The organism is Streptococcus halitosis (assembly GCF_023147855.1).
Lineage (GTDB): Bacteria > Bacillota > Bacilli > Lactobacillales > Streptococcaceae > Streptococcus > Streptococcus halitosis_B.
Genome location: NZ_JAHXOP010000002.1, coordinates 83,236 through 100,020 on the forward strand (window position 1 = coordinate 83,236; position 16,785 = coordinate 100,020).

General features: G+C 40.6%; 22 protein-coding genes and 1 pseudogene. All 23 read right to left on the reverse strand.

Annotation, left to right across the window (positions count from 1 at the left end):
- Window positions 1–268: 268 nt before the first annotated feature.
- The 23 genes and pseudogenes from KZX55_RS04775 to rplE all read right to left on the reverse strand — a co-directional run bounded on the left by KZX55_RS04775 (window position 269) and on the right by rplE (window position 16,774).
- Window positions 269–682, reverse strand: coding sequence for a YjdF family protein (locus KZX55_RS04775; RefSeq protein ID WP_000407103.1), 414 nt, complete (start codon window positions 680–682; stop codon window positions 269–271).
- A gap of 139 nt (window positions 683–821) precedes the next feature.
- A pseudogene (locus KZX55_RS04780) lies at window positions 822–2,054 on the reverse strand (acyl-CoA thioesterase/BAAT N-terminal domain-containing protein).
- 55 nt (window positions 2,055–2,109) lie between these two features.
- Entirely contained in the window at window positions 2,110–2,565 is a 456-nt protein-coding gene (locus KZX55_RS04785) for a MarR family winged helix-turn-helix transcriptional regulator (protein WP_248025183.1), read from the reverse strand.
- 175 nt (window positions 2,566–2,740) lie between these two features.
- Window positions 2,741–5,242 carry a leucine--tRNA ligase gene (leuS, locus tag KZX55_RS04790; protein WP_248025202.1) on the reverse strand — a complete coding sequence of 834 codons (2,502 nt, stop codon included), beginning with the start codon at window positions 5,240–5,242 and terminating at the stop codon, window positions 2,741–2,743.
- 160 nt (window positions 5,243–5,402) lie between these two features.
- Window positions 5,403–6,095, reverse strand: a complete 693-nt coding sequence (locus KZX55_RS04795; protein WP_000049278.1) for a histidine phosphatase family protein — start codon at window positions 6,093–6,095, stop codon at window positions 5,403–5,405.
- Between the two features lie 234 nt (window positions 6,096–6,329).
- A complete protein-coding gene (locus KZX55_RS04800; protein ID WP_248025205.1) occupies window positions 6,330–7,667 on the reverse strand; it encodes a PFL family protein in 1,338 nt (445 codons plus the stop codon).
- A 9-nt stretch (window positions 7,668–7,676) separates the two neighbouring features.
- Entirely contained in the window at window positions 7,677–7,943 is a 267-nt protein-coding gene (locus KZX55_RS04805; RefSeq protein WP_000644110.1) for an ACT domain-containing protein, read from the reverse strand.
- Between the two features lie 263 nt (window positions 7,944–8,206).
- On the reverse strand, window positions 8,207–8,593 hold the full coding sequence (gene rplQ / locus KZX55_RS04810) for a 50S ribosomal protein L17 (protein ID WP_000331493.1): 387 nt from the start codon (window positions 8,591–8,593) through the stop codon (window positions 8,207–8,209).
- A gap of 11 nt (window positions 8,594–8,604) precedes the next feature.
- On the reverse strand, window positions 8,605–9,540 hold the full coding sequence (locus KZX55_RS04815) for a DNA-directed RNA polymerase subunit alpha (RefSeq protein ID WP_000568984.1): 936 nt from the start codon (window positions 9,538–9,540) through the stop codon (window positions 8,605–8,607).
- A gap of 42 nt (window positions 9,541–9,582) precedes the next feature.
- Entirely contained in the window at window positions 9,583–9,966 is a 384-nt protein-coding gene (gene rpsK, locus KZX55_RS04820; protein ID WP_001118385.1) for a 30S ribosomal protein S11, read from the reverse strand.
- 17 nt (window positions 9,967–9,983) lie between these two features.
- On the reverse strand, window positions 9,984–10,349 hold the full coding sequence (rpsM, locus tag KZX55_RS04825) for a 30S ribosomal protein S13 (RefSeq protein ID WP_000090786.1): 366 nt from the start codon (window positions 10,347–10,349) through the stop codon (window positions 9,984–9,986).
- 17 nt (window positions 10,350–10,366) lie between these two features.
- Window positions 10,367–10,483 carry a 50S ribosomal protein L36 gene (gene rpmJ / locus KZX55_RS04830; RefSeq protein ID WP_001808836.1) on the reverse strand — a complete coding sequence of 39 codons (117 nt, stop codon included), beginning with the start codon at window positions 10,481–10,483 and terminating at the stop codon, window positions 10,367–10,369.
- A 24-nt stretch (window positions 10,484–10,507) separates the two neighbouring features.
- Window positions 10,508–10,726, reverse strand: coding sequence for a translation initiation factor IF-1 (gene infA / locus KZX55_RS04835; protein WP_001029883.1), 219 nt, complete (start codon window positions 10,724–10,726; stop codon window positions 10,508–10,510).
- Window positions 10,727–10,842: 116 nt separating this feature from the next.
- Complete coding sequence (locus tag KZX55_RS04840) at window positions 10,843–11,481, reverse strand: adenylate kinase (protein WP_001050426.1); 639 nt, start codon at window positions 11,479–11,481, stop codon at window positions 10,843–10,845.
- Window positions 11,482–11,637: 156 nt separating this feature from the next.
- A complete protein-coding gene (gene secY / locus KZX55_RS04845; RefSeq protein WP_000465390.1) occupies window positions 11,638–12,948 on the reverse strand; it encodes a preprotein translocase subunit SecY in 1,311 nt (436 codons plus the stop codon).
- Window positions 12,949–12,960: 12 nt separating this feature from the next.
- Window positions 12,961–13,401 carry a 50S ribosomal protein L15 gene (gene rplO, locus KZX55_RS04850; protein WP_000766089.1) on the reverse strand — a complete coding sequence of 147 codons (441 nt, stop codon included), beginning with the start codon at window positions 13,399–13,401 and terminating at the stop codon, window positions 12,961–12,963.
- A gap of 143 nt (window positions 13,402–13,544) precedes the next feature.
- A complete protein-coding gene (rpmD, locus tag KZX55_RS04855; protein WP_000057241.1) occupies window positions 13,545–13,727 on the reverse strand; it encodes a 50S ribosomal protein L30 in 183 nt (60 codons plus the stop codon).
- Window positions 13,728–13,740: 13 nt separating this feature from the next.
- Window positions 13,741–14,235: a 30S ribosomal protein S5 gene (rpsE, locus tag KZX55_RS04860; RefSeq protein ID WP_000874204.1), complete on the reverse strand. Its 495-nt coding sequence runs from the start codon at window positions 14,233–14,235 to the stop codon at window positions 13,741–13,743.
- A 17-nt stretch (window positions 14,236–14,252) separates the two neighbouring features.
- Window positions 14,253–14,609 carry a 50S ribosomal protein L18 gene (rplR, locus tag KZX55_RS04865; RefSeq protein WP_000624044.1) on the reverse strand — a complete coding sequence of 119 codons (357 nt, stop codon included), beginning with the start codon at window positions 14,607–14,609 and terminating at the stop codon, window positions 14,253–14,255.
- Between the two features lie 83 nt (window positions 14,610–14,692).
- A complete protein-coding gene (gene rplF / locus KZX55_RS04870) occupies window positions 14,693–15,229 on the reverse strand; it encodes a 50S ribosomal protein L6 (protein WP_033585850.1) in 537 nt (178 codons plus the stop codon).
- 187 nt (window positions 15,230–15,416) lie between these two features.
- Window positions 15,417–15,815: a 30S ribosomal protein S8 gene (rpsH, locus tag KZX55_RS04875; protein WP_000245504.1), complete on the reverse strand. Its 399-nt coding sequence runs from the start codon at window positions 15,813–15,815 to the stop codon at window positions 15,417–15,419.
- 213 nt (window positions 15,816–16,028) lie between these two features.
- Window positions 16,029–16,214 (reverse strand): type Z 30S ribosomal protein S14, encoded by a 186-nt coding sequence (locus tag KZX55_RS04880; RefSeq protein ID WP_001085697.1) that lies wholly within the window; start codon window positions 16,212–16,214, stop codon window positions 16,029–16,031.
- Between the two features lie 17 nt (window positions 16,215–16,231).
- Entirely contained in the window at window positions 16,232–16,774 is a 543-nt protein-coding gene (rplE, locus tag KZX55_RS04885; protein WP_000013542.1) for a 50S ribosomal protein L5, read from the reverse strand.
- Window positions 16,775–16,785 lie beyond the last annotated feature (11 nt).

Consider the following 16,785-nt stretch of genomic DNA (forward strand, 5'->3'; position numbering starts at 1 on the left):
ATCCGGCAGAAAAATCCAAGAGTCGGTAGTATTGTTCTCACCAAAGCAAACAATAAAAAATGAATCAGAAATCATGGCACACACTCCCTTCTAGTAAAATGAAAATGCTGAATGGGGCAGGATTGAATTTGAAGCAAGAAAGTATGGTCCTGAATTTGAAACTGCCATTAACGATAAGGCTATCTATTAGGAAAGAAATCTTCAATACAAGCAAAAACAGCTCTTGTTATCCAAGAAGAGCTGTTCTATTTTATGAAAGAGAAAGCTACTAGTGCCCCTTGTGCTTCTCTCTACGTTTTTGCTGTTTGCGTTCAAATTTCTCTTGCTTGAGCAATTGCTTTTGGAGACTAGACTGTTGTTTTGAATGCTTTTTTCGTTCCTCAAACTGCAACTGTAAAAGTTCTTGTGACTTAGAAGAAACTTTCTGCTTCACCTGTTTCTTTACAGCTCGCTGCAGACGCTTCGGATTCTTAATCTTCACATGCTGTTTGACTGTTGCCTCTGGACTAAAAGATAACCGAACAAACTGAGTCTGTAAAAGTTTCAAAATTTCATCCTCTTTTGGTTCCTGACCAAATGTCACTCGACAAACTTGATAAGTTCCCTCATACTCTTGTTCAAACAATCCATGCCAAAATCCATCTTCAAAATAAACTGTCAAGCCAATTGAAACGATTTCCATGACAGCACCTCCTTAAATCTATCCCTAAGAATGGACAACCAAGGAGGAAGGTTACTGATAGGCTTGCCTACGTCTGGACTACCAACCAGAACTGTGTTTTTATCTTAGTTGGGACTATTATAGCACGGTTCAGCACTATCTACAAATTTTTCAAATGTGTATCAAAAAAATTTATCGTAGCAAACCAAGAGTCTACACTTTCTTTCATTAATAAGCGCCAATCTTTTCGATAACGATGATTCGGTTGATAAGCAATCGTTAACATATGCCCTGTTTCATGGTATTTTTTAAACAAAATGGATTTCCCTTTATAATGTGAAATAATATCATCTATCGCGGATGACGCATTCCATATTTCATCAACATCGCTTCCTAGCAATAATAAAGGAGAGGCAATTTTACTCACATCAATCTGAGCCCTACTATCTTCAGGAATATGTTTTCCAAAAAACTTGTTTAACAAATAATTTCCTAGTTGAAATTTTTGATACGGAAGTTCTTTTTGCAAATATGTCCAAGAAGATGAATGAGAGTTGAGTTTTCCCTTTATTCCTTAAAATATTACATTTGAGGGGGAATTGAGTACCAAACATTGCACATCATCCAAAATACTTTGTCCAGCTAGAACAAGCTCTGCTCCTTTAGAACGACCATATATTCCTATTTTTGTATTATCAACTTGAGGATGATGATATAGAAAATCTTTCGCTTCCTCCAGACATTCTATCGGAATTCGTTCTAAGTTTTGGGGTAATCCCTCTAAACCAAAATAAGCTATCGCAAGACAAATATAGCCTCTAGAAGATAAAAGTTGGGCAATGTTCTGAGCTTTTTCAATTCTTCCCTCACTACCACTAACAATAATCACGGCCGGCGCCTTTCTTAACTTTTCATCATAAAATAATCGACCTTGAAAATGCTTATCATAAATATCTTGATACCTTATTCCCAGATTCATATAACGCCTTACAAAACTTTGCTCCGCGACCACATCTTTCCCCAGCTTGATTTTAATTTCAACACCAAAACAATCTCGCAATGGAATTCTATCAAGAGAACTGGGTAATCTCCTTTTCCTATTTTTCAACGGTTTCGCATTAAAGAACAAGCCCATTTCTGAAACCCCTTTATAAGATCCTGAAATAGCTGCTGTCTGAGAGGTATCAATCATACCGCCCTGATCAGATAAAAAAATTGCGGTTGATTTCCACACAACATCATGATCTAAAAGTAAGGGAGCATTTATACAGTAATAATCGGACAGGTACATTTCTACACAATACCTTGTCCTTGGTTCTAAACCATTGATAGTAATATAAAAAAATTCATCTGCTAAGTCAGTTTGTGAAATCAGTTCAATGTTTACACTCATATCTTCTCCTTTTGTTAATATGCTTAACAACTAAATTTAAAATTTACCGCGACTTTCACCACGGTAATCCTCCCCATACATTTTCAATATCATCCATCAATTTCACAACTGTTTGAAGCTCCTCCTCGCTATAGTTGTTTAAAACTGAAAAAACTGATTCTTCAATATATGCTTGTTGCTCCTTATGGATTTTAAAAACTTCGATGCCTTTTTCAGATAATCTCAAATATTTATTTTTCCCATTATTCGGAGCAAAATCAAAAACAACTAAATTTTTTTGAATTAATCTCCTAACACTTTGAGTTATTGCACTTCTCGAAACTTCTAATAATTCAGATAATTTTACTAGATTTAAAGGCTGATTTTTCCCAATCACAACAATCAAATGTACCTCATTCAACGTAATGGATTTATCAATACTAATTTTATGTTGATTTTTTTTTAGCTGTTCAAATGCTAAAATAAATCTATTGAAACGATTATTAAATGTAATAAATTCTTTTTTATCCATAATCTCTCTTTTCTTTGTTAATTATATTAACAAAATAGAAACTTCTTGTCAAATAAAAATCCTCCAGATTCTACTCTGAAGGATTTCTATCTTATTTCACAACGATATTAACGAGTTTAGTTGGTTCAAACAGTTTAAGAAACTGTCCGAGGTTTGAAATCAGCAAATCAACTGATTACTTCGTTACAATATTCACCAGTTTATTCGGTACTGCAATCACCTTCACGATTTCCTTGCCGTCAATTTCTGCTTTAACTTTTTCATCTGCTAGAGCAATTTCTTGCAATTCTTCGCGTGATAGGTCTTTAGCGACCATGAGTTTGGCACGGACTTTTCCTTTGATTTGGACGACGATTTCAATTTCGTCTTCAACCAATTTGCTTTCGTCCCAAGTTGGCCAAGCTACGTAAGAGATTGACTCACCTGTTGCTGCGACTGTTTGCCAGAGCTCTTCTGCCAAGTGTGGCGCAACTGGGGCAAGCAATTGGATAAATCCTTTGGCGTAGTCTACATAGAGCTTGTCTTCCTTGTTAGCCGCGTTGACAAAGACCATGAGTTGGGCAATGTCTGTGTTGAACTTCATCGACTCGATTTGCTCAGTAACAGCCTTAACAGTTTCGTTGTAGACTTTGTCAAGAGCACCGCTATTTTCCGCAACAATTTCTTTGGTTGTCATCAAACGGTAAACACGGTCAAGGAACTTACGGCTTCCTTCCAGACCTTCTTCTGACCAAGCGATCGAAGCATCAAGTGGTCCCATGAACATTTCATAGACACGAAGAGTATCGGCACCGTATTGTTCCACCACATCGTCTGGGTTGACCACGTTCTTGAGAGATTTAGACATCTTGGCTGGTGCTTGCTCCAACTCTTCCCCTGTTTCCACATGGAAGAAGGAACCGTCACGTTTTTCAACCTTGTCAGTCGCCACAAGAGCGCCACGGTGGTCACGGTAGCTAGTACCCAAGATCATTCCTTGGTTAAAGAGTTTTTGGAATGGCTCTTTAGTTGGAACGACACCGAGATCATAGAGGAATTTGTGCCAGAAACGAGCGTAGAGCAAGTGAAGAACGGCGTGTTCTGCACCACCCACGTAGATATCGACTGGCAACCATTGTTTGAGAAGGTCCTCATCAGCCAATTTCTCTGTGTTGTGTGGATCGATATAGCGGAGGTAGTACCAACTTGAACCAGCCCATTGTGGCATCGTATTGGTTTCACGACGACCTTTGACCCCATCTTCACGAGTTACTTCAAGCCAGTCTGTCAAGTTAGCCAATGGGCTTTCACCCGTACCTGAAGGGCGGATGTCCTTGGTGACTGGCAAGACAAGTGGGAGTTCATTTTCAGGAACAGCCGTTGAAGTCCCATCTTCCCAATGAATAATTGGGATTGGTTCACCCCAGTAACGTTGACGGCTAAAGAGCCAGTCGCGGAGACGGTAGGTAACCTTCTCTTGTCCACAACCTTTCTCTTCCAACCAAGCTACGATTTTAGCAATGGCGTCTTCTTTGTTAAGACCATCTAGGAAATCTGAGTTAACGTGAAGTCCATCTTCTGTGTAGGCAGCTTCCGCCACATTACCACCTTCAAGCACTTCTACGATTGGAAGACCAAACTGTTTGGCAAATTCCCAGTCACGTTGGTCGTGGGCTGGCACAGCCATTACCGCACCTGTTCCATAGCTAGCAAGAACATAGTCCGCAATCCAGATTGGAATTTCTTTGCCATTGACAGGGTTGATGGCATAAGCACCGGTCCAAACCCCTGTTTTTTCCTTGGCAAGGTCGGTACGAGCCAAGTCAGACTTAAGACTAGCTTGATGTTTGTAGTCTGCTATGGCTTCAGCTTGCTCTGGACTTGTGATAGCGTCAACTAGGTCATGTTCAGGAGCCAAGACAGTGAAAGTCGCACCGAAAAGGGTATCAGGACGAGTTGTAAAGACTGTAAATTCCTTGTCGGTTCCTTTTACTTTAAAAGTGACATTAGCACCAGTTGATTTCCCAATCCAGTTACGTTGCATTTCCTTGATAGACTCTGGCCAATCCAACTCATCCAAGTCATTAAGCAAGCGCTCTGCATAGGCCGTGATTTTAAGCATCCATTGGCGCATCGGTTTGCGGACAACTGGATAGCCTCCACGCTCAGACGTTCCGTCAGGAAGGACTTCCTCGTTTGCGATAGCTGTTCCCAACTCTTCAACCCAGTTTACAGGCACTTCGGCTTCATAGGCCAAGCCTTTTTCGTAAAGCTTAGTGAAAATCCATTGCGTCCACTTATAGTAGTTTGGATCTGTTGTGTTGACTTCACGGTCCCAGTCGTAAGAGAATCCAAGCGCATTGATTTGGCGTTTAAAGTTGGCAATGTTTTCCGCTGTAAAGTCAGCTGGGTCATTCCCCGTATCCATAGCATACTGCTCAGCTGGCAAACCAAAGGCATCCCATCCCATTGGGTGAAGGACGTTGTATCCTTGCGCACGTTTGTAACGGCTGAGGATATCCGTTGCTGTATAACCTTCTGGGTGTCCTACGTGCAATCCAGCTCCTGAAGGATATGGGAACATATCGAGAGCATAAAACTTCGGTTTTGATGCATCTGTTCCTGTCTTAAATGTATGATGTTCTGCCCAGTAGCCCTGCCACTTAGGCTCAATTTCTTTATGATTGTAAAAACTCATGGTCTCTCTCCAATTTTATGATGTTACTATTATACCATTTTTAGGGGAATTTGAAAGACGAGAAATGTTCTTTTAGACTTGGATAACAAGAAATACTGAGGTCGCAAATCCACCTTATTTAACAGGAAAAAAATTAGCTCCTAATCGGAGCTAACTTCTATCAATTTTTTATTTCTTCCATCTTCTCACGTCCTAGCTCTCGATAACTACGGTCACCAACAACCTCAACGCTAAACTGACCGTCCTCATATTCAAGAATCGTCACGCTACCATTATCGAGGCCATGCGGATGCATACCATTAATCAAATAAACAATGGTCCCAATGGTCATTCCATGGCTTACGACGAGAGCATTGCCCCCACCTTGTTCTTCCATTTCTTTGGCAATCGCTTCAAAGCCTTCCTTGATTCGACCACTGAGTTTTTCCCAACCTTCAGCCCAGCCTGCAGTATCAACCTCAACTAGACCTTCTGCTAGCTCCGCATAGGACAACTGATGAACATGGTCTACATTGAAAATTCTCGGAATCAAGCCCATAAAGAGGTCCCCATCATAGGCCCCATCAAAACTACCAAAGCACCACTCTCTGATGCGCTTGTCCATGCGGTAAGGGATTTTTCCCTCCAAACCAAGTTCTTCTAGGATAATTCCCATAGTTTGAATGGTGCGCCCTGAATCACTGGAATAAGCGCGGTCAAATTGTAAACCAGACTCTCTCAAGCCAATTCCCAGTTCATGGATTCCCAACTCACCTTCTGCGGTTAGAGGCGTATCACTCCATCCTTGTGCACGTCCAATCGTGTTAAACATCGTTTTCCCATGACGGACCAAGTACAATCTTACTTTAGACATTTTCTATCCTCCATTTCTTCTATTATATCATGGATCAAAGAAATATTCGGCTTTCAAAAGCAAATCCAACATTTGTAAATTATCCAAAAGAAAAGCTACCCTCATGGTAGCTTCCCTAGGAGATTATTATGAAAAAGTTTAGGATTTCTATTAAATAAAGTTAGGAGGTCTTTATTTAATGATTATAGTATACACCGTCATCCTTAAACTCAACTTAAATCCTCTCACTTTTTATTAATTTTTAAAACTATGGATTGGCGCAGGAATTTGGCCACCGCGAGAGATGAAATCAACAGACGAAGCCCCGTTAACTTTCATCACTGGAGCTGTTCCTAGCAAGCCACCAAACTCAATCATATCGCCTTCTTTGCCCTTTGGAATAATACGGACAGCCGTTGTTTTCATGTTAATAACACCGATGGCCGCCTCATCCGCAATCATAGCTGCAATGGTTTCAGCAGGCGTATCTTCTGGAATGGCAATCATATCCAGTCCAACAGAACAGATAGCTGTCATGGCTTCTAGTTTCTCTAAATTCAGAGAGCCATTTTGCACCGCAGCAATCATCCCCTCATCTTCAGAAACGGGGATAAAAGCACCTGACAAGCCACCGACTTGGTTACAAGCCATCACTCCACCCTTCTTAACTTGGTCATTCAAAAGAGCGAGGGCAGCCGTCGTCCCATGCGTACCAACTGTTTCTAATCCCATTTCCTCAAGGACACGTGCCACAGAGTCTCCAACTGCAGGAGTTGGTGCCAAACTTAGGTCTACAATCCCAAAGTCAACTCCAAGGCGTTCGCTCGCCATTTGACCGACCAGCTGACCGATACGAGTAATCTTGAAGGCTGTTTTCTTGACTGTTTCCGCTACTACATCAAAACTCTGACCACGAACTTTCTCCAAGGCGCGTTTGACAACACCAGGACCTGAAACACCAACATTGATGATGACATCTGCTTCACCGACACCATGGAAGGCCCCCGCCATAAAAGGATTGTCCTCAACAGCGTTAGCAAATACGACCAACTTAGCCGCTCCCATATCTGATAAGTTCGCTGTCTCCTTGATGATACGTCCCATATCTGCAACCGCAGTCATGTTGATACCTGACTTGGTTGAGCCAATATTAACAGACGAACAAACCTTGTCTGTCTCAGCTAGAGCGCGTGGGATAGAATTGATGAGAATTTCATCTCCTTTTTGGTAGCCTTTTTGTACCAAAGCTGAGAATCCACCGATAAAGTCAACACCAATCTCCTTGGCAGCCTTGTCAAGAGCCTTTGCCAAAACGACATAGTCCGTCGCATCAGTCGCAGCACCAATCAAGGAAATCGGAGTCACCGATACCCGTTTATTGACAATAGGAATACCAAGTTCTGCAGCAATTTCATCTCCCACAGCCACTAGATTCGCAGCTTTAGTAGTAATCTTTTGGTAAATTTTTTCAGCAGCACGTTCGATGTCTGAATCAATACAGTCCAAAAGGGAAATACCCATGGTGATGGTCCTGATATCGAAATTCTGCTCCTCAATCATGGCAATGGTTTCAGTAACTTGTCTAATATCCATGGCTACCTCCTAGATATTGTACATAGCGTCAAAAATCGCCGCACTTTGAATATTGATTTTAACATTCAAGGTTTGCCCAAAACTTTCAAACTCATTTCTAAGAGTGGTGAAATCCTGTTTTTCATCACTAGATACGACTGCCATCATGGTAAAATACTCATCTAGCACTGTTTGAGAAATATCGTCAATATTCAAACCCAATTCTGCAATTTTAGTAGACACGCCTGCAACAATACCAGCCTTGTCCTTGCCAACCACTGTAATAATAGCCTTCATTTTTAGACTCCCATTCTACGATTTTTAGAAAACCTGAACGTTTTTGATTTTCTTTTTCCTTAGTATAGCACATTTCCGAAAAAAATACTAAAAAACGCCTGCTTACGAAGTTGTTCTTAAACAAAAAACAATTTCGTAAACAAGCGTCTACCCTATCAAATGATGATGAGTGTTCCCGCTAGGACCAAAGTCCCAGCGGTAGACCAGAGCTAGACTAAGAGCACACGACTCCATCATCATAACACTCAACAAAATTGATGATTTTATACTAATTCGATGATCGCCATTGGCGCAGCATCACCACGACGTGGCTCAGTTTTAAGGATACGAGTGTATCCACCGTTACGTTCAGCATAACGAGGTGCGATTTCTGAGAACAATTTTTGAAGTGCTGTAGTAGAAGTGTACTTATCAGTTGCTTCATCATAGTTTTCAGATGCGATTTCATTACGTACGAAAGCAGCTGCTTGACGACGTGCATGCAAATCACCACGTTTACCTAGAGTAATCATTTTTTCAACAGTTTTACGGATTTCTTTAGCACGAGCTTCAGTTGTCACGATTGATTCGTTGATCAAAAGGTCAGTTGTCAAATCGCGAAGCATTGCTTTACGTTGTGAGCTAGTGCGTCCTAGTTTACGGTAAGCCATGTATTCCTCCTTTATTTATCTTTTAATCCAAGACCCAAGTCAATGAGTTTGAGTTTCACTTCTTCCAAACTCTTGCGTCCAAGATTTCGTACTTTCATCATCTCTGCTTCAGATTTTTCTGTCAAATCATGCACAGTATTGATACCGGCACGTTTCAAACAGTTGTATGAACGCACAGACAAGTCCAGTTCCTCAATCGTCCGATCCAAAATACGATCGTCAGATTCAGTATCAGCTTCTTTCATCACTTCAGTTGACTTAGCAATCTCAGTAAGATTTGTAAACAAATCAAGATGTTCTGTCAAGATACGTGCTGAAAGCCCTAAAGCATCTTCTGGAATAATTGTTCCATTTGTCAAGATTTCAAGGGTTAATTTGTCAAAGCCATCGTTACTACCTACACGAGCAGGTTCAACTTGATAGTTGACTTTTGTAACTGGTGTATAAATAGAATCTACAGCAAGTGTTCCAACTGGCGCATTATCTTTTTTGTTTTCATCAGCAGGCACATATCCACGACCACTGTTAACAGTCATTGTCGCCTTTAGAGAAGAACCTTCACCGATTGTAAAGAGATAATGATCTGGATTTACAATCTCAATATCACTGTCAGTCAAAATATCTCCAGCTGTAATTTCAGCAGGACCTTCAACGTCAAGCTCAATGATTTTTTCGTCTTCAACGTATGATTTCACTGCAATCCCTTTAATGTTCAGAATGATTTGCATCACGTCTTCACGAACACCTGGAACTGTGTCAAACTCATGTAACACACCATCAATGTTGATAGATGTCACAGCTGCCCCTGGTAGAGAAGCTAGTAGTACACGACGAAGAGAGTTACCAAGAGTTGTACCGTAGCCACGTTCAAGTGGTTCGATTACAAACTTGCCATAATCTTTATTTTCATCAATTTTTGTTATATTTGGTTTTTCAAACTCAATCATTTAGTTACTCCCTCTTAAACGAAAAGCAGTGTAATGCGATGATTATACACGGCGACGTTTTGGAGGACGAGCACCATTGTGTGGCACTGGAGTCACATCACGAATTGCTGTTACTTCAAGACCAGCGGCAGCAAGCGCACGAATAGCTGACTCACGACCAGAACCTGGACCTTTTACAGTAACTTCAACTGATTTAAGACCGTGTTCTTGTGCAGATTTAGCAGCAGCTTCAGAAGCCATTTGAGCAGCGAATGGTGTAGATTTACGAGAACCTTTGAAACCAAGAGCACCAGCTGATGACCAAGCAATTGCATTACCATGCACATCAGTAATCATAACAATAGTGTTATTAAATGTAGCGTGAATATGAGCAATACCAGATTCGATATTCTTTTTCACACGACGTTTACGTGTTGGTTTAGCCAAGACTTTTACCTCCTATATTATTTTTTCTTACCAGCAATCGCAACAGCTTTACCTTTACGAGTGCGAGCGTTATTTTTAGTGTTTTGTCCACGGACAGGAAGTCCACGACGGTGACGAATACCACGGTATGAACCGATTTCCATCAAACGTTTAATGTTCAAGTTTACTTCACGACGAAGGTCACCTTCAACTTTGATTGCATCCACTTCACGACGGATAGCATCTTCTTGATCTGATGTAAGGTCACGTACACGAACATCTTCTGAGATTCCAGCAGCAGCCAAAATTTTCTTAGATGTTGAAAGTCCGATACCATAAACGTAAGTCAATGAGATTACTACGCGTTTGTCATTTGGAATGTCAACTCCAGCAATACGAGCCATGTTTTCTCCTTTCTATCTTATCCTTGACGTTGTTTGTGTTTTGGATTTGCTGGGCAAATTACCATAACACGACCATTACGACGAATTACTTTACAGTATTCGCAAATTGGTTTGACCGATGGTCTTACTTTCATTTCTTATCCCTCCAAGTTTTTCGATTATTTAAAGCGGTAAGTGATACGTCCACGTGTCAAGTCATATGGACTCATCTCGACAGTAACACGATCTCCCGCTAAAATACGAATATAGTTTTTACGAATTTTACCAGAAACTGTTGCTAAAATCTGATGTCCATTTTCAAGTTCAACCGTAAACATTGCGTTCGGCATTGTATCGACTACTTTGCCTTCAACTTCAATCACATCGTCTTTTGCCACGCAAAAGCACCTCCATAAATTTCGATTCGATGCCTCAAGACACAGAGGCAACAATTATAAGTCAGACTATCTCAGTATAACATTTGTCGCGATTTTTTGCAAGTATGAAAAACGCTTTATTTCAAATTTGTCAATACTTTTTCGATGTCTTTGAACACATCATTGATATCTTGATTTCCTTCGATATCATGAACTAAACCTTTAGCACGATAGTGAGCAATGATTGGTTCACCTTGTGCAATATTCACATCCAAACGACGCTTCACTGTCTCAGGTTTATCATCTTCGCGTTGGTAGTAATCCTCTTCTTTGTAGTCAACTGGTGGATTGAAAACTTTGTGGAAAGTTTCACCTGTTTTGCGGTGAATGATACGGCCACTCAAGCGTTCCAAGAGACAGTCTGGATTCACTTCGATGTTGATTACTCCTTCAAGTTCAATACCAAGTTCAGCCAATGTTTCATCCAAGGCATGAGCTTGTTCAATCGTACGTGGGTAACCATCTAACAAGAAACCTGTTTCTTTGATATCGTCCTGTGAAAGGCGTTCTTTAACAATACCATTTGTAACTTCGTCTGGGACCAACTCACCTTTGTCAATATATGACTTTGCGAGTACACCCATTTCAGTTTGATTAGCCATTGCAGCACGGAACATATCGCCTGTTGAGATATGTGCAACATGGAATTTCTCCACAATTTTAGCTGCTTGCGTTCCCTTACCTGCTCCAGGTAAGCCCATAATCAAAAGATTCATGATAGGATCTCCTTATTTTGTATTTAAATAGAAGCAGAAATCTATTTCAACCCCTATTTAAAAACAAAATAGAAGAGAGGAGATAAAAATCTGACAACGTCTTCGATTTTTACACTCCACTCTCTGAGCAATAGTCAATTTTATTTCCTATTACAACTATTCTGTTGTGTCTAAGAAACCAACATACTTACGTTTCAATAGATACCCTTCCAATTGTTTAATTCCTTCAATACCTGTCGAGATAATGATTAGTAGACTTGTTCCCCCAAAAGCAACAACTTCTGAAAGGCCAAATACATCTTTAGCTACGATAGGTAAGATAGAAATAACACCTAGGAAGAGAGAGCCGACAGTAGCAAGACGACGAAGAAGTTTCGACATGTATTCTTCTGTCCCTTTACCAGGACGGACCCCATGAATGTAGGCTCCACTCTTTTGCAAGTTTTCTGCTGCCTTCTCTGGATTGATCTGTACAAACGTATAGAAGAATGTAAAGAGAATGATCAACAAGGCATACATAGCAACACCTGTCGGAGACGTTGTAGATAACATTTCCTGTGCTGTACGTACCCAAGCCCAATCATGACCTGTAGCACTCAAAAATTGAAGAATGGCTGCAGGTGCTGCTGTAATGGAACTTGCAAAGATAACTGGGATAACCCCTGCTGGGTTTACCTTCAAAGGGAGGTATGAACTTGATGGGGCTCCTTGAGCAACTTTTGTATATTGGATTGGGATTTTATATTCTGCCTGTTGAACATATGTTGTAAAATAAACAATCAACAAGACAGCGATAATCAAAATAACAACAAAGATAATAGATGAAGTCAATCGGCTACTTGGGATATTGACAAAGTAGTCAACATAGATACCCTTAATCATCTCAGGAATTGAAGCGACAATACCTGCAAAGATGATCATAGAAACACCGTTACCATATCCTTTATCTGTAATTTGTTCCCCAAGCCAAGTTACAATCATACTACCTGCTGTTAGGATGATCCCAATGGTCACAAAGACTTGTGGAGTTAAATCTGTCGTTAATAATTTCGCTCCAGATAGAGTATTAAACCCTGCTGTAATCCCGATAGATTGAACAAATGCAAGCACCAGTGCAATATAACGAGTAGCCTGGTTTAGTTTTCTCCGTCCTACTTCCCCTTGTTTGCCCCATTCTACAAACTTCGGTAAAATATCCATTTGTAGCAATTGAACAACGATAGAAGCAGTGATGTACGGACTTACACCAAGTGCAAAAACGGAGAAGTTCTTCATGGCATTCCCTGAAACAAGACTAAGCATGTTTAAGAAAGATAAACCACTGAGAGCTTCTAAACTTTTTGCATTCACCCCTGGAACAGTAATACTTGTCCCAATACGGAAAACAAGAATGATAAAAATTGTAAAGAGAATTTTTGATCGAACTTGTTTAACCTTGAGAGCTTCTTTTAATAATTTAAAAAACATGGGTCACCTCTCTTAGATGACTTCTACAGAACCACCTTTAGCAGTGATAGCTTCCTCAGCTGATTTAGAGAATTTAGCCGCTTTAACAGTCAATTTCTTAGTCAATTCACCGTTACCAAGAATTTTAACGCCTGATTTTTCAGCTTTCACAATTCCTGCTTCGATAAGCACAACTGGAGTCACTTCAGCACCATCTTCAAAGACGTTCAATTGGTCAAGGTTTACAATTGCGTATTCTTTAGCGTTGATGTTAGTGAATCCACGTTTTGGAAGACGACGGAACAATGGAGTTTGTCCACCCTCAAAACCAAGGCGAACTCCGCCACCGCTACGAGCTTTTTGACCTTTTTGACCGCGACCAGATGTTTTACCGTTACCTGATGAAGTACCACGACCAACACGGTTACGTACTTTACGAGAACCTTCTGCAGGTTTCAATTCATGAAGTTTCATTATTATTTTCTCCTCTTTTGTAAAATGCTAGCGCCGATAAGAGAGAAAAGGTTGTCTCCCTTATCAACTCGCCTATACATCGTCATCTTAGATGACTATATCTAGTTTTAGGGGATGAGTATTGCCACATCCCCTAAAAATCATTAGTTTACTTCTTCAACTGTTACCAAGTGAGATACTGCAGTGATCATACCACGGATAGCAGCATTGTCTTCTTTAATAACAGAGCTGTTCAATTTGCCAAGTCCAAGTGCTACAACAGTTTTACGTTGTGATGGAATGCGTCCGATTGGAGACTTAGTCAAAGTAATTTTAATTTGAGCCATTTTATCCCCTTTCTTATGCCAAATCAGAAACTGAAATACCACGAAGGGCAGCAACTTCTTCAGCGCGTTTCAATTGTTTCAAACCTTCAACAGTTGCGCGAACAATGTTGATTGGAGTGTTAGAACCAAGTGATTTAGATGTAATATCTGCCACACCTGCCAATTCCACAACGGCACGAACTGCACCACCAGCGGCAACTCCAGAACCTTCTACAGCAGGTTTCAACAATACTTTAGCTCCACCGAATTCTGAAAGAACTTCGTGTGGGATTGTTGTTCCAACCATAGGAACTTCAATCAAGTTTTTCTTAGCATCTTCTACTGCTTTGCGGATTGCTTCTGGAACTTCTTGAGCTTTACCAGTACCAAATCCTACACGACCGTTGTGGTCACCGACAACAACAAGAGCTGCGAAACGAAGACGACGTCCACCTTTAACAACTTTTGTAACACGGTTGACAGCAACTACGCGTTCTTCTAATTCAACTGCATTGTCTTTAAATGCCATTTTCTAGTGTCCTCCTATTAGAATTTCAATCCGTTTTCACGAGCTGCATCAGCCAAAGCTTTCACACGTCCGTGATATAGATATCCACCGCGGTCGAACACCACTTCTGAAATACCTTTAGCGTTTGCACGTTCTGCAACGAGTTTACCGACAGCAACGGCTTGTTCAGTTTTAGTTCCTTTTGAAACTTCTTTGTCAAGAGTTGAAGCACTTGCGAGCGTTACACCCGCTACGTCATCAATCACTTGAGCGTAGATGCCTGTATTAGAACGGAATACGTTCAAACGTGGGCGATCAGCAGTTCCAGAGAGTTTTCCGCGAACGCGACGGTGGCGTTTTTGACGGAGTTTGTTTTTATCTGGTTTAGAAATCACAGTTTTCACCTCTTTAGTTTTAAATCGCGTGCTATGCACAAAGTTGGAAAATAGGTTGGTGGTTGAAAATCAACCACTCAACATTATTTACCTGTTTTACCTTCTTTAAGACGAACGTACTCTCCAACGTAACGAATACCTTTACCTTTGTAAGGTTCTGGTGAACGAAGGCTACGTACGTAAGCAGCTGTTTGCCCAACCACTTCTTTTGAAATTCCGCTAACAACAATTGTTGTTGGGTTTGGAAGTTCAAAAGTAATCCCTTCTGGAGCTTCAACTTCATCTGGATGAGATTTACCAACAGCCAAAACAAGTTTTGATCCTTGAAGTTGTGCACGGTAACCAACCCCACGCATTTCAAGTTCTTTCTTGAATCCTTCTGATACACCAATTACCATGTTGTTCAAAAGGGCACGAGTAGTTCCGTGGATAGTTTTCATTTCTTTTGAATCGTTTGGACGGTGAAGAGTTACTTCATTACCTTCCACGCGAATTTCAATATCTTTTGAGAACTTACGAGTAAGTTCTCCTTTAGGTCCTTTTACAGTTACTACGTTGTCATTGTTAGTGACTTCAACACCAGCAGGCAACACGATAACTTTATTACCAATACGTGACATGTTTATTTTCTCCTGTTAAATTGTCAGGCCTTGACGGCCAGTTTTCACGGGGTTAAATCGATTTCTCGATTTAAAGGAACATTTAGGTTTCAATTTCAAAGTGAATCTAGGCATCGTCTTGCAGGCATAACTTTGGGTTAGGCAAGAGACGATAACGAAGAGTCACAAAGAAATTGGGAGCTAAATATTACCAAACGTAAGCGATAACTTCCCCACCAACGTTCTTTTGACGAGCTTCTTTATCAGTAAGCAAACCTTCAGAAGTTGAAAGGATAGCAATTCCAAGTCCGTTAAGAACTTTTGGAAGATCTTCACGTTTTTTGTAGACACGAAGTCCTGGTTTAGAAACACGTTTCAAGTTAGTGATAACTTTTTCACCGTTTGGTCCGTATTTAAGGAATACACGGATGATGCCTTGTTTGTCATCTTCGATGATTTCAACGTTTTTTACAAAACCTTCGCGTTTAAGGATTTCAGCAATCCCTTTTTTGATGTTTGATGCAGGTACTTCAAGTACTTCGTGTTTCGCTTGGTTAGCGTTACGAATACGAGTTAGGAAGTCTGCGATTGGGTCAGTCATAACCATTTTGTTTTTCTCCTCTTACTAGTAGTTTGCAAGTTGCACTTGCTAGTTAATGATTGAGCTGGGCTCAGATAGTATTGACACATTCAAATGAGAGAACTCTTATTTGAACACGAGCTACAACCTGTGCAAAAAAGATAAATTTGTTTTGGAGCATCGCTCCCTCACCAAATTTCCTATTTTCGCTGTGGTTGTTACGCTCTTTGTATCATGATATTACCAAGATGCTTTTGTTACACCAGGAATTTGTCCTTTGTAAGCTAATTCACGGAAGCAAACACGGCAAAGTTTAAATTTGCGGTAAACTGAATGTGGACGACCACATTTTTCACAACGAGTATAAGCTTGAGTAGAGAACTTCGCTGGACGTTTGTTCTTAGCAATCATTGATTTTTTAGCCATTAGATTTACCTCCTATATTATTTTGCAAAAGGCATTCCAAGGCCTGTAAGCAATGCACGTGACTCTTCGTCAGTGTTAGCAGTTGTTACGATAACGATGTCAAGACCACGAGTTTTGTCAACGTCATCAAAGTTGATTTCTGGGAAGATCAATTGTTCTTTCACACCAAGTGTGTAGTTTCCGCGTCCATCAAATGATTTTGTTGGAACACCGTGGAAGTCACGCACACGTGGAAGTGAAACTGAAACCAATTTATCCAAGAATTCGTACATACGTTCCCCACGAAGGGTAACTTTTGCACCGATCGCTACACCTTCACGAAGACGGAAGCCGGCGATTGATTTTTTAGCTTTAGTGATAAGTGGTTTTTGACCTGAGATAAGCGCCAATTCTTCAGCAGCTTTTTCAAGGCTTTTAGCGTTTGATACAGCTTCACCAACACCCATGTTCAAAACGATCTTATCTACTTTAGGCACAGCCATCACTGATGAGTAGTTGAATTGTTCTGTCAAAGCAGGAACTACTTCATTAAGATATTTTTCTTTTAAACGATTTGCCATTATACTTCTCC